Origin of the sequence: Streptomyces morookaense (assembly GCF_013030945.1) — a bacterium.
GTDB lineage: Bacteria > Actinomycetota > Actinomycetes > Streptomycetales > Streptomycetaceae > Streptomyces > Streptomyces morookaensis.
Map to the genome: position 1 here is coordinate 26,353 of NZ_JABBXF010000037.1, position 18,389 is coordinate 44,741.

The 18,389-nt window shown below is 73.3% G+C and carries 13 protein-coding genes; 10 read left to right on the plus strand and 3 right to left on the minus strand.

Annotated features, from left to right (window positions below; all coding sequences use genetic code 11):
* Positions 1-90: 90 nt before the first annotated feature.
* Positions 91-1,488 carry an NAD(P)/FAD-dependent oxidoreductase gene (locus HG542_RS17305; RefSeq protein WP_171082411.1) on the plus strand — a complete coding sequence of 466 codons (1,398 nt, stop codon included), beginning with the start codon at positions 91-93 and terminating at the stop codon, positions 1,486-1,488.
* A gap of 103 nt (positions 1,489-1,591) precedes the next feature.
* On the opposite strand, the gene HG542_RS17310 is transcribed toward HG542_RS17305, so the two are convergent.
* Positions 1,592-3,019, minus strand: coding sequence for a lipase maturation factor family protein (locus tag HG542_RS17310; RefSeq protein ID WP_171082413.1), 1,428 nt, complete (start codon positions 3,017-3,019; stop codon positions 1,592-1,594).
* A gap of 194 nt (positions 3,020-3,213) precedes the next feature.
* Between HG542_RS17310 and HG542_RS17315 the strand changes: the two genes are divergently transcribed.
* From HG542_RS17315 to HG542_RS17340, 6 genes are all read left to right on the plus strand, one after another.
* Positions 3,214-5,283: a SpoIIE family protein phosphatase gene (locus tag HG542_RS17315; protein ID WP_229922488.1), complete on the plus strand. Its 2,070-nt coding sequence runs from the start codon at positions 3,214-3,216 to the stop codon at positions 5,281-5,283.
* 102 nt (positions 5,284-5,385) lie between these two features.
* Complete coding sequence (locus tag HG542_RS17320; protein ID WP_171082417.1) at positions 5,386-6,408, plus strand: CinY protein; 1,023 nt, start codon at positions 5,386-5,388, stop codon at positions 6,406-6,408.
* 102 nt (positions 6,409-6,510) lie between these two features.
* A complete protein-coding gene (mutA, locus tag HG542_RS17325; protein WP_171082419.1) occupies positions 6,511-8,397 on the plus strand; it encodes a methylmalonyl-CoA mutase small subunit in 1,887 nt (628 codons plus the stop codon).
* A complete protein-coding gene (gene scpA / locus HG542_RS17330; RefSeq protein ID WP_171082421.1) occupies positions 8,397-10,595 on the plus strand; it encodes a methylmalonyl-CoA mutase in 2,199 nt (732 codons plus the stop codon). The genes mutA and scpA overlap by 1 nt, the downstream gene beginning before the upstream one ends.
* A 6-nt stretch (positions 10,596-10,601) precedes the next feature.
* Complete coding sequence (gene meaB / locus HG542_RS17335) at positions 10,602-11,591, plus strand: methylmalonyl Co-A mutase-associated GTPase MeaB (RefSeq protein WP_171082423.1); 990 nt, start codon at positions 10,602-10,604, stop codon at positions 11,589-11,591.
* A gap of 194 nt (positions 11,592-11,785) precedes the next feature.
* The gene (locus HG542_RS17340; RefSeq protein ID WP_171082424.1) at positions 11,786-12,370 is read left to right on the plus strand and encodes a glycoside hydrolase family 25 protein; all 585 of its coding nucleotides are present in this window, start codon (positions 11,786-11,788) and stop codon (positions 12,368-12,370) included.
* 14 nt (positions 12,371-12,384) lie between these two features.
* Here HG542_RS17340 and HG542_RS17345 read toward each other — a convergent pair whose 3' ends face one another.
* Together HG542_RS17345 and HG542_RS17350 are read right to left on the minus strand one after the other, a co-directional pair.
* The gene (locus tag HG542_RS17345) at positions 12,385-12,564 is read right to left on the minus strand and encodes a hypothetical protein (RefSeq protein WP_171082426.1); all 180 of its coding nucleotides are present in this window, start codon (positions 12,562-12,564) and stop codon (positions 12,385-12,387) included.
* A 62-nt stretch (positions 12,565-12,626) separates the two neighbouring features.
* Positions 12,627-13,322: an HAD family hydrolase gene (locus HG542_RS17350; protein WP_171082428.1), complete on the minus strand. Its 696-nt coding sequence runs from the start codon at positions 13,320-13,322 to the stop codon at positions 12,627-12,629.
* A gap of 104 nt (positions 13,323-13,426) precedes the next feature.
* Here HG542_RS17350 and HG542_RS17355 point away from each other — a divergent pair, with 104 nt between their 5' ends.
* The 3 genes from HG542_RS17355 to HG542_RS17365 all read left to right on the plus strand — a co-directional run bounded on the left by HG542_RS17355 (position 13,427) and on the right by HG542_RS17365 (position 18,314).
* On the plus strand, positions 13,427-14,503 hold the full coding sequence (locus HG542_RS17355; RefSeq protein WP_171082430.1) for a DUF6183 family protein: 1,077 nt from the start codon (positions 13,427-13,429) through the stop codon (positions 14,501-14,503).
* Positions 14,504-14,697: 194 nt separating this feature from the next.
* Positions 14,698-15,138 (plus strand): pyridoxamine 5'-phosphate oxidase family protein, encoded by a 441-nt coding sequence (locus HG542_RS17360; RefSeq protein WP_229922429.1) that lies wholly within the window; start codon positions 14,698-14,700, stop codon positions 15,136-15,138.
* Positions 15,139-15,347: 209 nt separating this feature from the next.
* Complete coding sequence (locus HG542_RS17365) at positions 15,348-18,314, plus strand: amino acid adenylation domain-containing protein (protein WP_229922430.1); 2,967 nt, start codon at positions 15,348-15,350, stop codon at positions 18,312-18,314.
* Positions 18,315-18,389: the final 75 nt, after the last annotated feature.

The following is an 18,389-nucleotide window of genomic DNA, read 5'->3' on the forward strand; positions in this document are numbered from 1 at the left end:
CCCACCGTGCGCCACGCCGGGTTCGCCCGCATGTGTTCGGACCGGGCGCGGTATGGGGAGACCGGAGAGACAGCCGTCAGGAGGTCCGGGATGAGCAGTGCGAACGACCGCCGGTCGGTGGTGCTCGGCGGCGGGATGGCCGGAATGCTGGCCGCGGCGGTGCTCGCGGACCACGGTCACGACGTCGTGGTCGTCGAGCGCGACCGGCTGCCCGACACCGCCCGCGCGCGCAGAGGGGTGCCGCAGGCCCGTCACGCGCACCTGATGATGTCCGGCGGCGCGCGCGTGGTCGAGACCCTGTTGCCCGGCGCCGCCGAGCGGTGGCTGGCGGCGGGGGCCCGGCGGATCTCCCTGCCGACCGGCCTGGTCTCCCTCCTGGCGCAGGGCTGGCTGCCGCGCTGGCCCGAGATGGAGTACCTCATCGCCTGCAGCCGCGATCTGCTCGACGCGGTCGTGCGCGAACTGGTCCTGGCCCGGCCGGGGATCACGCTGCACGAGGGCGCCGAGGCCGCGGGCCTGCTCGGGACCGCACGCAGGGTGACGGGCGTGCGCCTGCACGGCGAGGGCGGCGCCGAGGACCTCGCGGCGGACCTCGTCGTCGACACCACCGGCCGCGGCTCCCGGGCCCCGCAGTGGCTGGCGCGGCTCGGACTGCCCGCCGTCCGCGAGGAGACGGTCGACTCGGGCCTGGTCTATGCGACGCGGGTGTTCCGTGCGCCGCCCGGGGCGGAGGACGTCCCGGTGGTCAGCGTCCAGGCCGAGACGGGCACGTCGCGGCCGGGGCGGGGCACCACGCTGATGCCCATCGAGGGCGGCCGCTGGATCGTCACCCTCGCCGGCACCCGGGGCGGTGAACCGACCCGGGACGCGGGGGAGTTCGAGCCCTACGCGCGCACGCTGCGGCACCCGATCGTGGCCGACCTCATCGCCCGCGCCGCGCCGCTGACCGAGGTGTACGTCACCCGTTCCACCGTCAACCGGCGCCGCTACTTCGAGCGCCTCCCGGAGTGGCCTGCCGGTTTCCTCGTCATGGGCGACGCGCTGGCCGCGTACAACCCGGTCTACGGGCACGGGATGTCGGTGGCCGCGCACGGTGCGGCTGCCCTGCGGGCGGCGCTGCGGACGGAGGGGGCGGGCGACGGATCCGGGTTCGCCCGGCGTGCGCAGCAGGCGGCCGCCGCGGCGGCGGGGCCCGCCTGGGACCTGGCGACCGGTGAGGACCTCAACTACCCCGGGGCCGTGGGCGGTCGGCCACCCGTTGCGGCCCGGCTGCTGCGGGGGTATGTGCAGCGGACGATGCTGACCGCCACCGCCAATCCGGCTGTGACGCGGCCGCTGTTGGAGGTGATGACGCTGTCGCGGCCGTTGTCCGGGCTGTTTGCTCCGGGCGTTGCCGTGCATGTGCTGCGGGGGCCTGGGCGGCGGCCCTCGGCGGAGCCGCCGATTACTGCGGCGGAGCGGGAGCGGTGGGGGTTGGCTCGGGTCTGAGCCCGGCTGCTGCGGGTCGGTTGTGGCTGGTCGCGCAGTTCCTCCCCCAGCTACCTCCCCCAGCTAACGCTGGGGGGACCCCCAGAGGTGCCCCCAGCGCCCCTTACGGGGCGCGCCTCACCGGTGGGAGCCACTCCCGTTCCAGCGTCCGGTGCCACCACGCCCCCGTCTCGCGCCGCTCCTGCCACGTTGTGAAGCGGTACCGGTACAGCCGCGCACGGACGTGCGTGGGCGGGGTGCCGGGGAAGGGGTTGTGGCGCAACAGCCTCAGCGTTGCAGGGTCGTTGGTGAGCAGGCGTTCCACGAACGGGCCGAACCAGTCCTCCGCGTACCCGGGCGAGATTCCGGCGAACCACATCAGCCAGTCCAGGCGGAGATGCCATGGCGCGAACTGCCGTGGCACACGCCGTGGATCGCCGGGCTTGCCCTTGAAGCCGTACTCCTTCCACACCGTCTCCCGCGTGATGTGCTCCTCGTCCGTGCCCTCGACGACGACCTCGTGGCGGCGGCGGTTGACGCTGCCGAAGGCGCCGTAGGTGTTGACGAGGTGGTAGGGGTTGAAGGACATGTTCATCCGCTGGTGGCGGGAGAGCATGTTGCGCACCGGCCACCAGCTCAGGGCGAGCACGAAGACGGTGACGGCGAGGACGAGGATCTCGTACCAGACGGGCGCGCCGGGGCCGGGGGAGTGGCGCGGCAGGGAGAACAGGTCGGCGGCGGCGTTGCCGTCGACGGCGGACAGGGTGACGACGATCGTGATCCAGTTCAGCCACGCGAAGTTGCCCGAGGCCACGAGCCAGAGCTGGGTGACGATGATCAGCCCCGCCGCCACGCTCGCCACGGGCTGCGGCAGGAACAGCCCGAAGGGCACGATCAGCTGGGCCACATGGTTGGCGGCGGTCTCCACCCGGTGCAGCGGCCGCGGCAGCCGGTGGAAGAACCAGCTCAGCGGCCCCGGCATGGGCTGTGTCTCGTGGTGGTAGTAGAGGCAGGTCAGATCGCGCCAGCAGGGGTCGCCGCGCCATTTGATCAGCCCCGCGCCGAACTCGACGCGGAAGACCAGCCAGCGCAGCAGCCAGAGCACCAGCACCGGCGGGTCCGTACGGGCGTTGCCCAGGAAGACGGCCAGGAAGCCCGTCTCCAGGAGCAGCGATTCCCAGCCGAAGGAGTACCAGGTCTGCCCCACGTTGACGATCGACAGGTACAGCACCCACAGCACCGCCCACATCGCCATCGCCGCCCCCAGCGGGACCGCGTCGGCGGCACCGGCGGCGACCGCGGCCGACAGCAGGGCGCCGGTCCAGGCCCAGGCGGCGAAGAAGCGGTCCGAGTAGTGGAGGTGGAAGACGCTGGGCGCCCGGCGCAGCGGCACGTACCGTACGAACCGCGGCACCGGCAGCATGCCCCGTTCCCCGATGAGTGCGCGGAACTGGGTGGCCGCCGACAGGAAGGCCACCAGGTAGACGACGGCGAGCATGCGCTGCAGCACCAGCCGGCTGAGCCAGTAGCCGGATGCCGTGAACCACTCCATCCCGCACTCCTCGGATTTCCCGGCGGCCCCGGACTCCACGGTGACCCCTCCCCGGCGTCCGTACCACTCCGTACCCCGCGGGCGGCTTCGTCACCGTACGCAGTCACATCGAAGAAACGGGCAAATGGTGGCAGAGTGGCCCTATGGTTGATCGGGGAGCGGCTGACCGGGACGCGACACCGGCCGCCGCACCGATGCGGGACGCCGCAGCCAGGCCGGATGCGTCCCTGCCGGACGACTGGCCCGCGGGCCCGGGGACGAGCCTCGCCCTCAACCGCATGGGCAGCTTCGACTGGGACCTCGACAGCGGCCGGCTGCACCTGGACCAGGGGGCGCTCGCCGTCCTCCGGATGCGCCCGGAGGAGTTCGACGGCGACCCCACCTCGCTCCTCGGACCGGTGCCGCGCGCCGAGAGCGCCCGCCTCGACACCCTGATCTCCACGGCCCTCAAGGACGGCAGCGACTCCTACGGCGCCTACTTCCGCGTCCGCGACGCCGACGGCTCCCTGTGCTGGACCCACACCCAGGGCCACATCCGGCGCGACGACCGGGGCCGCCCCTGCCGTGTCATCGGCATCCTCCGCGACGCCACCGACGAGCTCGGGCACTCCGCCCGGCCGTCCGGGCCCGAGGAGTTCCACCGCCACCAGACCAGCGTCGTCGAGCGGACCACCGCGGCCCTCGCCCACGCCAGGACGGTCCAGGACGTCATCGACTTCTTCAAGGACCCCCGGTCCGTGGAACACCTCGGCTCCGACCTCCTCGTCCTCGGCCTCGTCGAGACCGGGCGCATCCACCTGGTCGCCGAGGGTCCCGCGGAGCACTACATCCCCGGCACGCTCTACACCCGCGTCGACGACAACCTCCCCATGAGCGATGTCATCCGCACCGTCACCCCGCGCTTCATCGAGTCCCGGGAGGAGTGGGCCGCCTGCTACCCCTGGCTGTGGGACAACATCAAGGGCATCGGCATCTGCTCCGCCGCCTACCTGCCGCTCGTCGCCCAGGGCCGGCCCATCGGCGCCCTCGGCATCCTCTACCGGGACACCCGGGGCTTCACCCAGCAGGAACGCAACCTGCTCATCGCACTGAGCAGCAGCCTCGCCCAGGCCCTCGCCCGGGCCATGCTCTTCGACCAGGAGCACGACCTCGCCGAGGGCCTGCAACAGGCCATGCTGCCGCGCCGCATCCCGGACATCCCCGGCGCACAGATCGCCGTCCGCTACCGCTCCGCCAGCATGGGCCGCGACGTCGGAGGCGACTGGTACGACGTGGTCCCGCTGCCGGGCGGCCGGGTCGGGGCCGTCATCGGCGACGTCCAGGGCCACGACACCCAGGCCGCCGCCGTGATGGGCCAGTTGCGCATCGTCCTGCGCGCCTACGCGACCGAGGGGCACGCGCCGGGCACCGTGATGGCCCGCGCCTCCACCTTCCTGCACGAACTCGACACCGACCGCTTCGCCACCTGCTCCTACGCCGAGGCCGACCTCTCCACCGGCGTCGTCCAGCTCGTGCGCGCCGGGCACATCGACCCGCTGCTGCGGCACGCCGACGGCACCTGCCGGCGGCTGCCCGTCGCCGGCGGGCTGCCGCTGGGCCTCTCGGCCGAGTTCGGGCCGCTCGACTACCCCGTGACGACCATGGAACTGGACCCGGGCGAGACCCTGTTGATGTTCACCGACGGCCTGGTCGAGGAACCCGGAGCCGACCTCGACGAGGGCATGCGGAAACTCGTGGCCGTCGTCCGCGACGGGCCCTACGAGCTGCAGAGCCTGGCCGACCGGCTCTGCGAGACCGCCGGCGGCGAGCGCATCGGCGAGGACGACATGGCCGTGCTGCTGCTGCGCCGCCACGGCGCGCCCGCCCGCGGCGGCGGCCGGCTCCAGCAGCACATCGCCCCCGCCGACCCCGAGGCCCTCTCCGCCGCCCGGCACATGATCCGCGCCGCCGTACGGGCCTGGGGCGCCCGGGAGCGCTCGGACGAAATCGAGCTCGTGGCCGACGAGTTGGTCACCAATGCGCTGCTGCACACGGAGGGCGCCGCCGTGGTGACGATCCGCATGCTCACCGGCCCGCAGCGCCGGGTGCGCGTCGAGGTCGAGGACCGGTCCAGCGTCCTGCCGCGGCGCCGGGAACCCGGCGAGTCCGGGGTCTCGGGCCGGGGCCTGCTGCTGGTCGACCGGCTCGCCGATGTGTGGGGCGTGGAGCCGCGCGGCACCGGTAAGTCGGTGTGGTGCGAGTTTGTGGTGCCGGGAAGGCACTAGCGCCCCGCGCCCTTTACGGGGCGCTGCTGGATTGCCTTTCCGACAAGATCGGGTTCCACTTGCCTCTTTGCCCCGGCACCCCCCTCGAAGAGGCCGAAAACCATGTCGACTTCCCCGCGCACCGCCCTGCGCAGATCCGCCCTCGGACTGGGCGCCGCCGCGCTCGCCGCCCCCCTGCTGCTCACCGCGCAGGCGGTACCGGCGCAGGCTTTCGGTACCGTCAACGCCTTCGGCCAGCACGCCGAGCACGAGCGCATCACCCGTGCCGCCCTCGCCTGCGCACCCGGAACGCGCTCCGACGACAGCTGTTTCGAGCCGCGTTCCCTGGACCAGGTCGCCGGCCACCAGCGCACCTTCGGCGCCGTCGGTGCCCCCGACTCCGACGAGTCCTTCGTCCCCGCCGCCCACTGCGACGACGCCGACTTCCTCGCCGCACCCGGCTACCCGCGCACCCGCGAACAGGCCACCGAGCGGCTGCAGTCCTGCGTCGCCAAGCTGCAGACCCGCTTCCGCGAGGGCATATCCGCGGCGGGCGGCACCCTGGAGGAGGGCGGCGCCGTCGCGCCCCGCGAGACCGGGCTCGGCCGGGACTGCACCTTCACCCTCGGCCTGCCCGGCCGCGCCAAGTGCGAGGCCATCGAGGGGTTCGGCCGCGCCCTGCACGGCGTGCAGGACTTCTACGCCCACAGCAACTGGACCGACAAAACGGATACTTCACGCCCTCTCGGCAAGGACAACCCGCCCGGCCTGAACCTGCCCGCCCCCTCCCCGCTGCTCGACCTCGCCGCCGGTCGCCCGCTCCAGGCCTCCGCAGTCCCCCGCGACCTGACCACCGGCTGCTTCTCGCTCCTGCCGGGGTTCTGCTCCGGGCGCGTCCAGCACTCCGTCCTCAACAAGGACGAGGGCACCATCGACCCCGCCACCGGCGCCACCGCCGGCCCCGCCACCGTCCGCGGCAAGGCCGACGGCAACTTCGACCGCGCGGTCCGGGGAGCCGTCGCCGACACCCGCCGCCAATGGGCCGACTTCCGCGCCGCCCTCGTCGAGCGGTACGGCAAGGAACGCGGCACGGCGATCGGTTGCGCCCTCACCCACGACGACCCGGTGCGGGACTGTCGCGCCTAGGCGCCCCTACGGGGCGCCCCGCCTCCGGATTCACCGGAAGAGGCCAAGGTCACAGCAGTTGCCCCTCCTGCGAGCCCCGACGGCTCGCCTAGCCTTCGTGCCATGACGGTCCTGCCTGATGATGGCTTCTCCCTGGCCGCCGAGTTCCCGGACGCGACCCGCGACCAATGGCAGCGCCTCGTCGAAGGCGTGCTGAGCAAAGCGGGCACCGACGCAGCGGGCGCGGCGGCCGAGGACGCGCTGGCCACCGCGCTCCAGGACGGGCTCGCCACCCGCCCGCTCTACACCGCCGAGAACGGCGCGGGCGCCGTCGGCCACCCCGGCTTCCCGCCCTTCGTCCGCGGTGGCCGGCCGGGGGCAACGGCCGTGTCCGGCTGGGACGTACGCCAGCAGCACCGCGATCCCGACCCCCGCAAGGCCAACGAGGCCGTCCTGGCCGACCTGGAGAACGGGGCCACATCCCTCTGGCTGACCGTCGGCCCCGCGGGCCTCCCCGTCTCCGGTCTGGCCACCGCCCTGGAGGGCGTCTACCTGGATCTGGCCGCCGTCGTCCTCGATGCCGGCGCGGAGACCGGGCCCGCCGCCGAGGCCCTGCTGCAACTGTGCGACGAGCGCAGCGTTCCCCGCACCGCCCTCACCGGCAACCTGGGCGCCGACCCGCTGGGCACCCTCGCCCGCACCGGGCAGGACGCGGGCCTCGCCGGGCAGTTGACGGAGGCCGCCGCCCTGGCCGCCCGCTGCACCCGCGAACTCCCCGGCCTGCGCGCCCTCACCGTCGACGCCCTGCCCTACCACGACGCCGGCGGCTCGGCCGCCGAGGAGCTCGGCTGCTCCCTCGCCACCGGCGTCGCGTATCTGCGCGCCCTCACCGACGCCGGGCTCACCGTCGACGAGGCCTGCGGGCAGCTGGAGTTCCGCTACGCGGCCACCGCCGACCAGTTCCTCACCATCGCCAAGTTCCGCGCCGCCCGACGGCTGTGGGCCAGGGTCGCCGAGGTCGGCGGCGCCGCCGCAGCGTCCGGCGCGCAGCGCCAACACGCCGTCACCTCCGCGGTGATGATGACCCGTCGGGACCCGTGGGTGAACATGCTCCGCACCACGGTCGCCTGCCTCGGCGCAGGCGTCGGCGGCGCGGACGCCGTCACCGTGCTGCCCTTCGACGAGGCCCTCGGACTGCCCGACGCCTTCGCCCGCCGGATCGCCCGCAACACCTCCGCCGTCCTGCTGGCGGAGTCCCACCTCGCCCGCGTCATCGACCCGGCCGGCGGCTCCTGGTACGTCGAGAGCCTGACCGACCAACTGGCCCACGCGGCCTGGGCCTGGTTCCAGGAGATCGAGCGCGCCGGGGGGCAGGCCGCCGCCCTGCGCTCGGGCCTGGTGGCCGGCCGGCTCGCCGCCACCTGGCGCAGCCGCTCCGCCGACCTCGCCACCCGCCGCGAACCCATCACCGGCGTCAGCGAGTTCCCGCACCTCGGCGAGCAGCCGGTGCACCGCGAACCCGCCCCCGCCCCGCCCCTCGGCGGGCTGCCGAAGGTGCGCCGCGACGAGGCCTTCGAGGCCCTGCGGGCCCGCTCCGACGCCCACCTGGACACCACCGGCGCCCGGCCCCGCGTCTTCCTCGCCGCCCTCGGCCCGGCCGCCGCGCACACCGCGCGGGCGACCTTCGCCGCCAACCTCTTCCAGGCCGGCGGCATCGAACCCGTCCACGAACCGGCCACCGTCGACGCCACGACCGTCGCCGAGGCCTTCGCCCGCAGCGGCGCGAGCGTCGCCTGCCTCTGCTCCGCCGACAAGCTCTACGCCGAACAGGCCGAGGACGTCGCCGCAGCGCTCAAGTCCGCAGGCGCCCTGCAGGTGTTCCTCGCGGGACGCCCGGGCGCGGAGCAGCGGGAAGCCTATGTACGAGCCGGAGTCGACGAGTTCGTCTTCGCGGGCGGCGACGCGGTCGCCGTGCTCTCCTCCGTCCTCGACCGCATGGGAGTGGCGTGATGCGGATTCCTGACTTCTCCGGCATCGACCTCGGCCCGGCCGTCCCCTCCGCGGACCACGCCGCCTGGCGCTCCGCCCTGAAGGAGCACACCGGCCACAGCGCCGACGACCTGGTCTGGGAGACCCCCGAGGGCATCGGCGTCAAACCCCTCTACACCGAAGAGGACCTGCACGGGCTGGACTTCCTCGGCACCTACCCGGGCATCGCGCCCTACCTGCGCGGCCCGTACCCGACGATGTACGTCAACCAGCCCTGGACGATCCGCCAGTACGCCGGATTCTCCACCGCCGAGGAGTCCAACGCCTTCTACCGGCGCAACCTGGCGGCCGGCCAGAAGGGCCTGTCCGTCGCCTTCGACCTGCCGACCCACCGCGGCTACGACAGCGACCACCCGCGCGTCACCGGCGACGTCGGCATGGCGGGCGTCGCCATCGACTCGATCTACGACATGCGGCAGCTCTTCGACGGCATCCCGCTGGACCGCATGAGCGTGTCGATGACGATGAACGGCGCCGTCCTGCCGGTGCTCGCCCTCTACATCGTCGCCGCCGAGGAACAGGGCGTACCGCCCGAGAAGCTGGCCGGGACCATCCAGAACGACATCCTCAAGGAGTTCATGGTCCGCAACACCTACATCTATCCGCCCCGGCCCTCGATGCGGATCATCTCCGACATCTTCGCGTACACCTCGCAGAAGATGCCGCGCTACAACTCCATCTCCATCTCCGGCTACCACATCCAGGAGGCCGGGGCCACGGCCGACCTGGAGCTGGCCTACACCCTCGCCGACGGCGTCGAGTACCTGCGGGCCGGACTCGGCGCGGGGCTCGACGTGGACGCCTTCGCGCCCCGCCTGTCGTTCTTCTGGGCCATCGGCATGAACTTCTTCATGGAGATCGCCAAACTGCGCGCCGCCCGCCTGCTGTGGGCCCGGCTGGTCAAGCAGTTCGACCCGAAGAACAGCAAGTCGCTGTCCCTGCGCACCCATTCGCAGACCTCCGGCTGGTCGCTGACCGCCCAGGACGTCTTCAACAACGTCGCCCGCACCTGTGTGGAGGCCATGGCCGCGACCCAGGGGCACACCCAGTCGCTGCACACCAACGCCCTCGACGAGGCGCTCGCCCTGCCCACCGACTTCTCCGCCCGCATCGCCCGCAACACCCAGCTGCTGCTCCAGCAGGAGTCCGGGACCTGTCGCGTCATCGATCCGTGGGGCGGTAGCGCCTACGTCGAGCGGCTCACCCACGACCTCGCCCGCCGCGCCTGGCAGCACATCGAGGAGGTCGAGGCGGCCGGCGGCATGGCCCAGGCCATCGATGCCGGCATCCCCAAGCTGCGCGTCGAGGAGGCCGCGGCCCGCACCCAGGCCCGTATCGACTCCGGCCGGCAGCCCGTCATCGGCGTCAACAAGTACCGGGTCGACAGCGACGAGCAGATCGAGGTGCTCAAGGTCGACAACTCCTCCGTGCGCGCCCAGCAGATCGAGAAGCTGCGCCGGCTGCGGGCCGAGCGCGACGAGGCGGCCTGCCAGGACGCGCTCAACGCCCTGACCCGCGCCGCCGGTTCGGCCCCCGGACAGGGGCTCGACGGCAACCTGCTCGCCCTCGCCGTGGACGCGGCCCGCGCCAAGGCCACCGTGGGCGAGATCTCGGACGCCCTGGAGAAGGTGTACGGGCGGCACGCCGGGCAGATCCGTACGATCTCCGGTGTGTACCGCGAGGAAGCCGGAGCATCGTCCGGCGTGGAGCGCACCCGCGCACTGGTGGAGGCCTTCGAGCAGGAGGAGGGCCGCCGCCCCCGCATCCTGGTCGCCAAGATGGGCCAGGACGGCCACGACCGCGGCCAGAAGGTCATCGCGACCGCCTTCGCCGACCTCGGCTTCGACGTCGACGTCGGCCCCCTGTTCCAGACCCCGGCCGAGGTCGCCCGGCAGGCGGTGGAGGCCGATGTGCACATCGTGGGCGTCTCCTCGCTGGCGGCCGGCCACCTCACGCTCGTGCCCGCGCTGCGCGAGCAACTGGCCGAGCAGGGACGGGAGGACATCATGGTCGTCGTCGGCGGGGTCATCCCGCCGCAGGACGTCCCGGTCCTGCTGGAGATGGGCGCCGCTGCGGTCTTCCCGCCCGGCACGGTCGTCCCGGACGCCGCCCACGACCTGCTGAAGACCCTCGCCGGGGTCCTCGGCCACGAGCTGTGAGCGCCCATGGCGCGCACGATTGACACCGACGCGTACGTCAAGGGCGTGCTCGACGGCAAGCGGGCCGCCGTCGCGCGGGCCATCACGCTCGTCGAGTCGACCCGGGCCGACCACCGGGCGGCCGCCCAGCGGATGCTGACCGAACTGCTGCCGCACACCGGTGCGGCGCGCCGGATCGGCATCACGGGTGTGCCGGGCGTGGGCAAGTCGACGTTCATCGACGCCTTCGGCACGATGCTCACCGGGCTCGGCCACCGGGTCGCCGTGCTGGCCGTGGACCCGTCCTCCGGCCGGACCGGCGGCAGCATCCTGGGCGACAAGACCCGCATGGAGCGGCTCGCCGTCGACCCCGCTGCCTTCGTCCGGCCCTCGCCCAGCGCGGGCACCCTGGGCGGGGTCGCGCGCGCCACCCGCGAGGCCATGGTGGTGATGGAGGCGGCCGGTTACGACGTGGTGCTCGTCGAGACCGTGGGCGTCGGCCAGTCGGAGACCGCCGTCGCCGGCATGGTCGACACCTTCCTGATGCTCACCCTCGCCCGCACCGGCGACCAGCTCCAGGGCATCAAGAAGGGCGTCCTCGAACTCGCCGACGTCGTCGCCGTCAACAAGGCCGACGGCCCCCACGAGCGCGACGCCAAGGCCGCTGCGCGCGAACTGGCGGGTGCACTGCGGTTGTTGCAGGCACCGGACGCCTCCTGGAACCCGCCCGTGCTGACGTGCAGCGCGCGTGAGGGCACAGGCCTGGACACCGTGTGGGAGCGGATCGAGCAGCACCGCCGGGTGCTGTCGGCGACGGGCGAGCTGGACGGGCGGCGCCGTGCGCAGCAGGTCGAGTGGACCTGGTCCATGGTCCGCGACCAGCTGCTGTCCGAACTGCACGCCCACCCCGAGGTGCGGCGCCTGGGACCGGACCTCGAACAGCAGGTGCGGGAGGGGGCGTTGCCGGCGAGCGTGGCTGCCGAGCGCTTGCTGCGGGCTTTCCGGGGCGCCCCGTAAGGGGCGCGGCCCCGGGGACGTCGGCTGCGGGCGCGTCGTGGTTGCTCGCGCAGTTCCTCCCCCAGCTACCTCCCCCAGCTAACGCTGGGGGGACCCCCAGAGGTGCCCCCAGCGCCCCTTACGGGAACGGGGTGCAGGAACGATACTTCGAACATCCCCGTCCGCTCCGTCCGCCCCACCGGGAGGAGACCGGAATGCTCCACGGCATCGATGTCAGCAGCCACAACAGTGTGAACTACGCCGTCAGCGGGCTGGACTTCGTCTTCGTGAAGGTCACCGAAGGCACGTCCTACGTCAACCCGAAGTGGGTGGCGCAGCGCAACCGGGCCCGCGAACACGGGCTCGTCGTCGGCTACTACCACTACGTCACCGCCGGCTCCATGTCGGCCCAGTGCAGCTACTTCCTCGACAAGATCGCCTTACGGCGGGGCGACGTCCTCGCCCTGGACTGGGAGGAGCCCGGCGTCCCCTGCCGCGACAAGGACCGCTGGCTCGCCGACGCCAGGGCCAAGGCCCCCGGTCACCGGGTCGTGCTGTACTGCAACCGCGACTACTGGTTACACCGGGACACCACGGACAACGCGGGCGACGGCCTGTGGATCGCCGACCCCGACCACTCGGCCGGACACCCGGGCGTGCAGCACGCATGGACGTTCCACCAGTACAGCGAGTCCGGCGGCATCGACCACAACGTCGCCCGCTTCGGCAGCCGTTCCGCGCTGCGGGCGTGGGCGGAAGGCGCGGCCGCGGCCCCGGAGGAGCCCGCCTCCGCCGGCTGACGAGGCGCCCCGTCTCATGCCGCAGTCCCCAGCCCGGCCCGTACCGCCTCCACCCAACGCGCCCGCAGCGCCTCGTACTCGGCGCGCTCCTCGCGCGTCAGCGCACGGTCGCGGCGTGCCGAGAGGAACGCCCGGATCTCGGCGTTCAGCGCGGCCGCATCGTGGCGCGCGGGGGAGTCGGAAGGGGACTGCATGCTCACGAGCGTAGGACGGGGCACTGACAACGGCCCTCGCGCGCGGGGGCCGTTGCCTGCCGTCACCCCACCAGGTCCAGCACCGGCCGCAGTCCGTCGGGCCGTTCCGCCACCGGCAGGTGCTCCACCAGGTGCACCGCGCACCCCACGCCCGCCGCCCCCGCGTCCGCGCGCGGGTCGTCGCCGACCATCAGCACCTCGGCGGGCGGGAGGTGCAGGGCCGCGCACGCCGCCTCGAACAGCCGCGGGTCGGGCTTCTGCACGCCGTGCTCGTAGGACAGGACGTACGCGTCCACCAGTTCGTCGAGCCCGTGCGCCCGGAAGACCGGCCGCAGGTCCCAGCCGATGTTGCTCACGACGGCCGTCCGCACGCCCCGCCGGCGCAGCGCGGCCAGCACACCGGCCGCGTCGGGGTACGGGTCCCACGCGGCCGGCTCCATGTGGCGTGCGTAGAGCGCGTCGTGGAGCCGCGGATCGGGCACCGGCACCTCGCGGGCCAGCCCCGTGAACGCGGCGCGGTGCTGCTCCGCGGTCACGTCCCGCTGCGCCCACGCCGCGGCGAGGTGCGCCGGCACGGCCCGCGGCAGCCGCCCACCGGGCTGCGCCCCGGCCTCCTCCAGCCGCCGGGCCAGCGCCTGCAACGCGCACCCTCCCAGCGGAATTCCGGCCCGGTCGAGCGCGGCCCGCAGCCACGATTCGACGGACTCGATGCGGAAGAGGGTTCCGGAGAAGTCGAAGAGCACACCTTTGACGGTCATGGTGACCAGTCTCCCCGGCCGGTTGCGCCGCCCGGACCGTGGGTCGCGGGACCCGTGAAACGATCTCTCCACGACCATGCCGGACCGTACATGAGGGAACGAACGTGACGAACACGCTGCACGGGACCGCCGAGACATGGGCGGCGAACGGGGAGGCGGAACGGATCGCGGAGCTCGGGCTTGGTCTCGCCGCGGAGCGGCGGGAAGTCCGGGAGCGGCTCCGCGGCCTGGACCGCGACCTGAACCATGTGCTGCGCGTCCTGGCCCTCACACCCGGCCGGCGGTTCGTGGACCAGCTGGTGCGTCTGTGGACCGGCCAACGGGACCTGGACCTCGGCCCGGACCCGCGACTGCTCGCGTCCCTGCTCGCCGAGGCGCAGTCGCCGGACGACGCCGCCCGGGTCCTGTCCGCCGACGGCGACGGTCGGTTGGCGGCCTGCCTGTTCCACGAACTGGTGCTGCGCGGTGCCGATCCCGAGGACCTGCGGCGGCGCGCGGGCGGAGCCTTCCGCATCCCCGAGTGGAACGGCCTCGCCCGGCTGCCCGGCCGGCTCGCGGAGTGGGAGCGCGATGCACCGTTCCCCAGCCGTTCGTACCGGGGCGGTGCGGGCGTCGCGTGGGCGGGCATCGCGGACCCGGTGCCGGTCGATGCGGCCGCCCGCCGTGCCGGAGCCGCGCATCCCGTGCAGGAGGCCACCCCGGCGCACCTGGCCGAGTCGATCGGCGGACCGGCCGAGGCGGGCAACTGGGGTGCCCACGAGGTGCGCGTGTTCAGGACGGAACAGCCCGTCGGCCCGGATGCCGTCACGGGAGTGCTGGCCGCGCTGCCGATGGACTGCCTGGCGGGGCTCGGCGACAACGACCGCTTCGTGGCCGCTCCTTCCTCGCCCGCCGAGGCCTGGCGGATCCTGTTCGCGAGCGCTGCCCACGGCGGCCTGTGGGGCCCGGGCGTGCACGGCGCCATGGGCCGCCTGTCCGCATGGCGGTCCGTCGCCGGACTCTGCGGCGCCCCGCAGGACGCCGCGGCGGCGGAGGTGGAACAACAGGCTCTCGCCTGCAACTGGTTCCGCTTCGAGGCGGACACGCCGTGGTTCGCCGACCGGATCTTCGACTACGGCATCGCGGCGCTCACACCGGACGGGCGCCGCCTGGCCGTGCTGGCGGCGGTGGACGTCGATTGAGCCGTCTGAGCTGTCCGAGACGCCGGGTAACCACCCCCGATATCCGCTGATCGTTTTCGGACAATCAACTTCCCGGGGCGATTGAAAAAGGAGGGGCAGGGCAGTGCTTTTGGGGCCGCCGAGGCGCTGCTGACGATTGTGGTCGGCAGTTCGGAACGACGTCCCGAAGTGAGGTAGTGGTCATGGACATTGGCATGTCCGTAGAGGACCGGCAGAATTTTCTCGCCGGTCTGCACGTCGGAGTTCTGGGAGTGGACGATCCCCGGGGCGTGAGCGCGCCGTTGCTCGTCCCCGTCTGGTACGACTACCGCCCCGGCGGAGAGGTGATCGTCCAGACCGGGCGGGATTCGGCGAAGGGCCGGCTCGTCCGCGACGCGGGGCGGTTCAGCCTGTGTGTGCAGGACGAGACGGCGCCGTACCGGTACGTCAGCGTGGAAGGGCCGGTCGTGGCCGTCGATGATCCCGTGCCGCCGGCCGACCGGGAGGCCCTGGCGCACCGGTACCTGGACGCGGGCACGGCGCCCGCCTATCTGGAGGCCAACAGGCACCAGCTGGCCGAGGACATTCTCCTGCGCATGCGGCCGCAGCGGTGGCGCACCGCCGATTTCTCGGCATTCGCGGCGGAGTTCAGCTGAGCCGCGCCGGAAATCCGCGGAACGCACGGCAGTCCATCACCGGAAACAGGCAGTACGGGAGTGTGTCCATCTTGCTGTCGCCCGACACGATCGCTTGTCCCGAGCCGGCTCTGCACGCCGGGCGGGGTAGGCACGTACAGGAAACGCGAAATCCGCAGGACTTATGGGACCCGGAGGATTCCGGTGCGCCGGACCGCCTTCTTCATGAGGTGTTCGACGCCCGCGCGGAACGGCGCCCGCGCGCGACGGCCGCGGTGCACCACGGCACGACGCTGACCTACGGCGAACTCAAGGACCGGTCCGACGCACTGGCGGCCCGGCTGCGCGACGCCGGCGTCCGGCCCGGCGACAACGTCGGCGTCTACGGCGGCCGTTCCCTCGACGCGCTCGCCGGCTTCCTCGGCGTGCTCAAGGCGGGCGCGGCCTACGTCCCCCTCGACGACACGTCCCCGCCCCGGCGGCTGCAGGCCATGGCCGAGGACGCCGGGGTGCACACCGTCGTGACGCTCCCGGGCAGCGTCTGCCGCATCCGGCGGGTGCGCACCCGTGTCGAACTCGACGGCCCCGCACCCGCCTGCCCGGCGCCCGCCGAGGACTCGGCGGACCGGCCCGGCCCGGACGGCCGCGCCTATGTGATGTTCACCTCCGGCTCGACCGGCCGTCCCAAGCCGGTGGCGATCCCGCACCGCGGCGTCCTCCGGCTGGCCGCCTCCGACCTGGTCACCCAGCGGCCGCGCCCCGGCGACCGGGTGCTGCACGCCTACGGCCTGTCCTCGGACGCCTCCACCATCGAGATCTGGTCCGCCCTGCTCGCCGGCGCCTGCCTGGTCCTGGTGGACCGCGAGGAACTGCTGTCCCCCGCCGCGCTGGAGGCCCGGCTGCTGGAGGACCGGGTCACCCTCGCCTACCTGACCACCGGGGTGTTCCACCACGTGGCACGCACCCGGCCGCACGCGCTGCGCACCCTGCGGTTCGTCTCGGCGGGCGGCGAGGCGATGGCCCCGGCCCTGGCGCGCGCCGTGCTGGACGCCTGCCCCGACACCACGGTGGTCAACTTCTACGGCCCGACCGAGAACAGCGTGGTGTCCACCGCCCACCTGGTGCACGACGTGCCCGCCGACGCGACCACCGTGCCCATAGGCCGCCCGCTGGAGGACTCCTCCTGCCACGTGTTGCGCGAGGACGGCACCGTCACGGACCCGGGCGAAGAGGGCGAACTGTTCGTCGGCGGAGCCGGGTTGGCCTTGGAGTACTTCGGCGACCCCGAACTGACCGCCGAACGCTTCGTCGCCGACCCCTTCGAACCCGGCGCCCGGATGTACCGCACCGGCGACCGCGCCGTCCGGCGCGAGGACGGCACGCTGGAGTACCGCGCCCGCGCCGACCGCCAGGTCAAACTCCGCGGCCACCGCATCGAACTGGACGAGGTCGAGGCCCGGATCCGCGCGGACGACGCGGTCGGCGAGGCCGTCGTCGAGCTGGACGGCGACCTGCTGACCGCCTACGTCACGCCCGCCCGCCCCGGCACCGCCGTGCCCGTCGACCGCGTCCGCAAGCAGCTCGCCGCCTGGCTGCCCGCCGCCGCGGTGCCGTCCCGGCTGACGGAGGTCGCCGCATTCCCGGTGACGTCCGCGGGCAAGGTCGACCGGAGGCGGCTGCGCGCCCTGGCCGGCCCGGACGATGCCCGACCGGCCGCCCCCGCACGGCTGTCGGGCCTGCACGCGACACTGGCCGACGTGTGGCAGACGGTCCTGGCCGTGCGCCCCGGCACCGGCGACGACTTCTTCGGCCTGGGCGGCGACTCGCTCCTGGCGGCGGAAGCCGTCACGCGCACCCTCACCGCGCTCGGCCTCGACCCCCGGCACGGCAGCACCCTCATCCACGGCCTGCTGCGCCGCCCCACACTGGAGGGCTTCGCCTCCGCCGTCGCCGACGTCCAGGGCAGGAACGATTCCGCCGAGGCCCGGGCCGTGGACTTCCGCGCCGAGGGCCGGCTCGGCTTCCGCCTGCCGCCGCGGCAGGGGCCCGAACCCCGGTGGCAGCAGCCCCGCGACGTCCTGCTCACCGGCGCCTCCGGGTTCGTCGGCGCCTTCCTCCTCGACCGCTTCCTGCGCACCACCGGGGCCCGCGTCCACTGCCCCGTGCGCAGCCGCGACGAGGCACACGCCCGGCACAAGGTCCTGCGGAACCTGGCCCGGTACGGCCTGGCCCGCCCCGAGGACGCCGACCGCATCGTGTGCTTCCCCGCCGACCTCGCCCGGCCCGGCCTCGGCCTGGACGCCGACCGCGCCGAGGAACTCGCCCGCACCCTCGACCTCGTGGTCCACTCCGCGGCACAGGTCAACTTCCTCTACCCGTACGAGGCGCTGCGCAGCGCCAACGTCGACGGCACGCGGGAGATCGTCCGGCTCGCGGCCCGCCGCCGGGTGCCGGTGCACTTCCTGTCGACCGTCGCGGTGGTGGCCGGCTTCGGCACCGCGGGTGTCCGGCACGTCGCCGAGGACCTGCCGCTCGACCACGCCGACCGGCTCACCATGGGCTACGCCGAGAGCAAATGGGTCGCCGAACAGGTGCTGCAGGACGCGGCGCGCCAGGGCGTTCCGGTGGCCGTCCATCGCCCGTACGAGATCACCGGGGACCGGCGCACGGGTGCCTGCAACACCGAGACCGCGATCTGCTCGCTGTTCAAGACCGTCGCCGAGACGGGTCTCGCCCCCGACATCCGGCTGCCGATGGACTTCGTCCCGGTGGACTATCTGGCCGACGCCATCGTGCACATCGCCACCACGCGCCCCGCGGACGGCAGCACCTACCACCTGACCAACCCGCACCCGGCGGACTTCCACGACATGCTCGGCCGCATGCGCGCCGCCGGCCACTCCGTCCGCGAACTCCCGTACCCGCAATGGGTGGAGGAACTGGTCCGGCACGTGGCGGAGCACCCGACGAGTGCCACGGCACCGTTCGTGTCGCTGTGCGTGGACCGCAGCAACAAGGCCGACATGTCGGTCAAGGAGATGTACTTCGAGGACACGTTCCCCGTCCTGGGACGGGCCAACGTCGAACGCGACCTCGCCGGGAGCGGTTTGGCGTGCCCGCCGGTGGATGCGGAGCTGCTGGACCGGTACCTGGAGTACTTCTACACGACCGGGTACCTGGAGCGGCCGGCGCGGTAGTGGTCGCCTGCCCGCCCGTCGCCGCCGCGGTGGGCGGGCACGGTCGTCGATCTTCGGACACTTTCCGTGTCCCGC

Coding starts and splice junctions, on each gene's coding strand:
- HG542_RS17305 (WP_171082411.1), top strand. CDS start 91: ATGAGCAGTGCGAACGACCGCCGGTCGGTGGTGCTCGGCGGCGGGATG.
- HG542_RS17310 (WP_171082413.1), bottom strand. CDS start 3,019: ATGGAGTGGTTCACGGCATCCGGCTACTGGCTCAGCCGGCTGGTGCTG.
- HG542_RS17315 (WP_229922488.1), top strand. CDS start 3,214: ATGCGGGACGCCGCAGCCAGGCCGGATGCGTCCCTGCCGGACGACTGG.
- HG542_RS17320 (WP_171082417.1), top strand. CDS start 5,386: ATGTCGACTTCCCCGCGCACCGCCCTGCGCAGATCCGCCCTCGGACTG.
- mutA (WP_171082419.1), top strand. CDS start 6,511: ATGACGGTCCTGCCTGATGATGGCTTCTCCCTGGCCGCCGAGTTCCCG.
- scpA (WP_171082421.1), top strand. CDS start 8,397: ATGCGGATTCCTGACTTCTCCGGCATCGACCTCGGCCCGGCCGTCCCC.
- meaB (WP_171082423.1), top strand. CDS start 10,602: ATGGCGCGCACGATTGACACCGACGCGTACGTCAAGGGCGTGCTCGAC.
- HG542_RS17340 (WP_171082424.1), top strand. CDS start 11,786: ATGCTCCACGGCATCGATGTCAGCAGCCACAACAGTGTGAACTACGCC.
- HG542_RS17345 (WP_171082426.1), bottom strand. CDS start 12,564: ATGCAGTCCCCTTCCGACTCCCCCGCGCGCCACGATGCGGCCGCGCTG.
- HG542_RS17350 (WP_171082428.1), bottom strand. CDS start 13,322: ATGACCGTCAAAGGTGTGCTCTTCGACTTCTCCGGAACCCTCTTCCGC.
- HG542_RS17360 (WP_229922429.1), top strand. CDS start 14,698: ATGTCCGTAGAGGACCGGCAGAATTTTCTCGCCGGTCTGCACGTCGGA.